The 5,601-nt window shown below is 58.0% G+C and carries 3 protein-coding genes and 1 tRNA gene; all 4 read right to left on the bottom strand.

What is annotated here, in order from left to right; all coding sequences use genetic code 11:
- Window positions 1-1,175 (bottom strand): M10 family metallopeptidase (locus tag EV286_RS31785; protein ID WP_207909961.1); only part of this gene is annotated, 1,175 nt, incomplete at its 3' end.
- 302 nt (window positions 1,176-1,477) lie between these two features.
- The gene (locus tag EV286_RS31780; protein WP_132961211.1) at window positions 1,478-2,932 is read right to left on the bottom strand and encodes an HlyD family type I secretion periplasmic adaptor subunit; all 1,455 of its coding nucleotides are present in this window, start codon (window positions 2,930-2,932) and stop codon (window positions 1,478-1,480) included.
- Complete coding sequence (locus EV286_RS31775; RefSeq protein WP_132961210.1) at window positions 2,929-5,076, bottom strand: type I secretion system permease/ATPase; 2,148 nt, start codon at window positions 5,074-5,076, stop codon at window positions 2,929-2,931. The genes EV286_RS31780 and EV286_RS31775 overlap by 4 nt, the downstream gene beginning before the upstream one ends.
- A 439-nt stretch (window positions 5,077-5,515) precedes the next feature.
- Window positions 5,516-5,592 (bottom strand) — tRNA-Met (locus EV286_RS31770).
- Window positions 5,593-5,601: the final 9 nt, after the last annotated feature.

The following is a 5,601-nucleotide window of genomic DNA, read 5'->3' as shown; positions in this document are numbered from 1 at the left end:
TTCGCAACATCGACGATATAGGTGTCGTCACCCGCCCCACCCGACATCCGGTCCAGTCCGGCACCGCCGTTCAGCGTGTCGTCACCGCCACCGCCGGCAAGCGAATCATTTCCGGCATTGCCCCAAAGGGTGTTGTTCACGTCGTTGCCGACAATCGTATCGCTACCGGAGCCTGCCTGGACATTCTCGATCAGCGATGCAAGGTTGTCGTGATAGAGAAGCGCATTGAAAATGTTGCCGCGCGCATAGCCATTATTCGGGCCACCTCCCAGATCGGCCAGCTGGAGTTGGGAAAAGACCGAGTACGCCCCGGGTCGCAGGTCGATTTGAAGGCTGGTGGTATAGGCGCTCAGATCGTAGGTGTCGACACCGCCGCCGTCCCAGATCGTTGCGAAGATCCTGTTGGCGCCAGGCGTGATGGCGGCGACCCCATTCACATAGGTGACGCCTTCGTTCGGCTTCCACTTGTAGACGGTATCGCCACTGTTGGTCGTGTAGTCAGCACCATACATTTCCTGTAGAGCGGCGATATCGAGCATCATATAGGTCTGAGGTGCGCCATTATGCTCGTATTTGTAGCCGGTCTCATCATCTCCGACAAATGTGTGGTACGTCATGATCGTATATTCGAGGGAATCATGGGCGTTGGGCACGATCGCCGAATTGCCCAAGTACGGTTCATGACCATGTTTCAGGCCAAGAGCGTGACCCAGTTCATGCGCCAGCGTATGGCCTGCATAATTGCCGAACTTCGGAAAGCGATAATCGTCTGCCGTGCCGGCATAGCCGGTCCCGAACCAGATATCGCCGCCGCTGCTTCCGGTACTTGGAAAATACGCCCATGCCGTCTCAGGCTCCCATGACTGAGCAAAACGCACCGATGCGGTGTCCACACTCCCGGCCGCAAAGTTGGCGTTCGTAAATCCCTCTACGGAGAAGCCGTCATTTGCCGTGTTTCCGTAGGATTGTTCCATAAAGAACAAGGCAGCGGACTGCTGTTGCGCGGAAATCGGTGAAAAGCTGTAATCCTTCTCGCCGCTGTAGGAGTACGATGTCGGGCTTGTGGGAAACGCATAGGTTATCGTGCCGTCCCAGGCAGTGCCGCTGAGAAGCCCGTCAATTTCCTGATCTCCTGTCATGCTGACGTTCTTTGTGGGAGTAATAATGCCCGTCATGAAATCACCGCTTGCCCATGCCGCCTCGCGAAACGTTGGGTCGGTTCACCACCCCACGCGCACGACGCTCGGTTGAAATTGAAATTAGGTCCTACCGCACAGCCCCGCCGATAGCGGGCCGCCGACAACCCTCACAGTTTGCTTCCCGCTCTGCGCTAGTGAGCAAAGAACTTCAAAAGTATATTTTACTGCAAACACGCCCCTTAGCCCCCGAATTCAGAATCAGACTTATAACCTACTCACAGAACGAGAAGTGCACCGCAGTCGCAAGACATTCATAGCCATTAAATAGTGACGATCCCTCATCGCTCATGCAGCGCCTCGTCAGTTACCTCAACCAATGGCGAGAACACATACTCTAATATTCTGCGCTGACCGGTGCGCACCTCGGCAACAGCCGCCATGCCTGGCGACAATTTGACATCTGCACCATCAGCTTGAATGCGATCGGTTGCGAGGCGCAGCGTAACAGGAAAGACCAAGTTCTGTGTTCGCTCCGCACCACCAAAGGCTGCCCCAGACTGCCTCGCGATAGGGTCCCCCTCACGACGGGCTGCGTCTGGCTCCGGGATGGCATCAGCCGCGACCTTCACGACGACGGCTGAAACCGTTCCGTAGCGGGTGAACGGAAACGCCTCAAGTTTCACGACCGCTTCCTGGCCCACTCTGATGAAGCCAATGTCCTTGTTGGGCATATAGACTTCAAGCTCGAGCGCGCTGTCGTCCGGTACGATCCGCATCAGGTCCTGGCCAACGGTGACCACTTGCCCGAGGCCCGTGACCGACGAGGATTGCACCGTTCCGTCGATCGGACTGCGCAATGTCATCTGTTCGAGAGAATTCTTTGCCTTCGCCAGACGCTGCTCCAATTCGTCGGCGCGGCGCTCGGCATCGCCAAGCCTGTCAAGCTGATCGCTTAGAAAGGCGCGTTCTGCTTTGCTTTTCTCCTTGGCGAAGACATCGATTACAGCCTCTGCGTCAGCAAGCTGACCCTGCCATACCGCCAACTGCGTCACCTGCTCCTTCATGGTCTCCATTGCATCGATGACGCTTGCCATTGTGCCGGCATACTTCAAGGCAAGGGCACGGCGCATCGTCACACGCGCCTTGAGGGTATCAACGAGGGATTCCTGCGCAGCCACTGTCACCTTGAGCCGTTCACGCTCCACTTCCTTCTGATGCTGCTGAGCGTCGAGCGAGGCAATGGTCGCGTAATGTTGCTCGATATCGCCTCGGAGAATGCCACTCTCGCGTTGCTGCAACTCAAGGCCGGTACCCTTGTCCCAGTTGACTTCTGGAACCGACCCCGCCGCTGGTTGCGAACGCACGAACTGGATGGCGGTCCTGCGGCGCTGAACCTCCGCCTTGACGGATGCAAGCCCCTTTGAGGCGTCCCTTTCGTCTGCGAGAGCATCCGTCGGATCAAGTTCGAGCAGGATGTCAGTCTGGCGCACGTGGTCGCCGTTTTGTGGCGGCAGCGCCTTCACCTTGCCCGTCAGCAACGGCTGCACCACCTTGACGCGCCCTGTCGGCTGGATCTTGCCTTGCGCTGCGGCGATAATGTCGATGCGGCCGAGATAGGACCAGACCAGCGCGACCGTGGTGAACAGACAGATGATCAGGATCAGCACCATGCGTATGGGCGATGGTGGCGTTTCCAGAACTTCAAGGGCTGGCGCCAGGAATTCGTGATCGGCGCGCGTTGCCGGCCGTTGCGGAAGACCCAGATAGCGAGAGGCGTTCGCGACTGCCCTCATGCCGCTCCCCTGTCGTTCTGCAAGGCCCAAAGACGCGAATAGAGGCCATCTGGCCGACTCAGCAATTCGTCATGGCTGCCGACCTCGGCGATCCGGCCGTCGGCAACGCCGATGATCCTGTCGCATGGCCGGACCGCAGCAAGTCGGTGCGCGATGATGATCACCGTTCGGCCATTGGCGATCTGACCCATGTTCGTCTGAATGACCCGCTCGCTTTCGTAGTCGAGCGCACTGGTTGCCTCATCGAAAATCAGTATCGGCGGATTGGTCGCAAGAGCCCGGGCAATAGCTATCCTCTGGCGCTGGCCACCGGAGAGGTTTGCGCCGCGCTCCTCTATCATCGTGTCATAGCCCTGCGGTAGCCTTGTGATGAATTCATCGGCGCCGGCGAGCCTGGCAATAGCAATGACTTGAGCCCGCTGCATCGCCGGGTTTGAGAAAGCGATGTTGTCATGAATCGTGCGGTTGAAAAGAAGGTTCTCTTGAAGAACCACGCCTATGTGGCTTCGAAGCCAGGCGGGATCAAGTTGCGAAAGGTCCGCCCCATCGAGAAGGACCTGCCCCTCCTCCGGAATGTAGAGGCGTTGGACGAGCTTGGTCAGCGTCGACTTTCCAGAACCGGAAGCGCCGACGATGCCGATCACCTCTCCGGGCCTGAACTCAAGCGATACGTTTTTCAGGACTTCCGGCGAGCCGGGCCGATAGCGGAAGCTGACATTTCGAAATTCGATATGCCCCCTTGGCGTCGGCAACGACAAGCGAGCGCCAGGCTGACGCTCCATCGGCGTATTCAGGATGTCGCCAAGCCGATCAACGGAGATCTGCACCTGCTGAAAATCTTGCCAGAGTTGGGAAAGCCTCAAGACCGGTTGGGTGACCTGGCCGGCAATCATGTTGAAGGCGACTAGCGAGCCCACCGACAGCTCGCCATCGATGACAGCCTTGGCGCCGAAGAGAAGAAGAGCTGCCGTCGAAAGCTTGCTGACATATTGAATCGCGTTTTGTCCGCCGGCGCTCAGCAGCGTCGTATCAAAAGCTGTCCGCACATAAGCTGCAAGCTTCTCCTCCCACTGTGCCTGCATCACCGGCTCCACCGCAGCAGATTTGACCGTGTGGACACCGACGATCGCTTCGACGAGGAACTGCTGGCTCGCGGCACCTCGATTGAACTTCTCCTTGACGAATTCGCGAAGTGGTGGCCTGACCGTCATACCGATCAGGATGTAGATCGGGATCGCGGCAATCACGATCAGCGTCAAGCTCCACGAGTAAGCGAAAAGAACCGCGATGAAGACGAAAGTGAAAACGACATCAAGCGCCGAGAAAAGCCCCTGGCCCGTCAGAAATGCACGGATGGTTTCAAGCTCACGTACCCTGGCAACGGTCTGGCCTGCAGAGCGGGTCTCGAAATAGCCGAGAGGCAGCCGCAGAAGGTGATGAAACAGCCGTTGCCCAAGTTCGACGTCGATCCGGTTCGTCGTGTGCGCCAGCGCGTAGGTTCTGAGATATTGAAGCACGACATCGAAGAGACCAATGATCGCAATGCCTGCGACCAGCACAAAAAGTGTCGAGTAGCCCTTGTGTGTCAAAACCTTGTCGACCACCACCTGAAAGAACAAGGGTGTGACGAGCGCAAATATCTGAATAAACAGCGAGGCAAGCAGAACATGTGCGAGTGGCTTGCGGTATCGCCAGATCGACGGCAGGAACCATTTGAGGCCGAACTCCCTGGGGTCGGATCCTTCACCGCCGATCCTCCGGCCGACGAGGATCACGCCCGAGCCGATTTCCTCCAATATATCCGACGGGGCGATTTCGCGATCGACACGCGTTATCGGATCGACGAGCCTGTACTTTCCGGAAGGATTCAGACCGCCGAGCACTTGAAAGGAGCCGCTGCGCAGTTTGACGATTGCTGGAACCGGCATTGATCGAAGGCGGTGCTCCGTGACCTTCTCCACGACACGCGCCTTGAGGCCAATGATCTTGGCTGCTCGCTGGATGTCAATGGCTTCGGACCCACGCCCCTTCAGCGCCAGATCGTGCTGAAGCTGGATCGGGTCAGCGGCAATCCGGTAGAACGCAGCAATACCGCAAAGCGCACGAAGACCGGAGTCGTGATGCTGCGGACCGATGCCATCCATACCCGAAATAATTCTCCCGTAAGTTGCAGATTGACGCGCCTGCGGCGACGGACCGTTCCCCTTGAGCCCTTTGCGCACGTTGTAGCTGAGTCAGAGCTGCAACGCCATGGGGATATTAGCACTTCGAAGACTTAGGAATGGTTGTGGCTGGGAAATCACGAAAGACGACTAACAGAAGTTTGACTCGCCTCCGTCCGGGCGTCATGTCCTCGCTCGAAACACGATGTGAAAATGCTAGAGCGGCGCCCACGAAGATCGAGCTGAATCGGCCGCTGATTTTGTCCGCGAATTGCCGATACGGTCCGCCGCGCGCCCTGTCGAGGCCCCCGGGCCGCGGCGGTCAACGTCGGCTGATGGCGGGGCACCGCCAATAGGACTGTTTTGCGGGCATAACCGCAAACAGCCCCACGGAGGGGCTTTGTTAGTATCGTGGGAAGATTGGTTGCGGGGGCAGGATTTGAACCTGCGGCCTTCAGGTTATGAGCCTGACGAGCTACCGGGCTGCTCCACCCCGCGTTACCAGGT

The sequence above is a fragment of the Rhizobium sp. BK251 genome (assembly GCF_004345245.1).
Taxonomy (GTDB): Bacteria; Pseudomonadota; Alphaproteobacteria; order Rhizobiales; family Rhizobiaceae; genus Rhizobium.
The sequence above is the reverse complement of the archived record's forward strand: the minus strand, read 5'-3'. Positions and strand labels throughout refer to the sequence as shown.

Coding starts and splice junctions, on each gene's coding strand:
- EV286_RS31780 (WP_132961211.1), bottom strand. CDS start 2,932: ATGAGGGCAGTCGCGAACGCCTCTCGCTATCTGGGTCTTCCGCAACGG.
- EV286_RS31775 (WP_132961210.1), bottom strand. CDS start 5,076: ATGGATGGCATCGGTCCGCAGCATCACGACTCCGGTCTTCGTGCGCTT.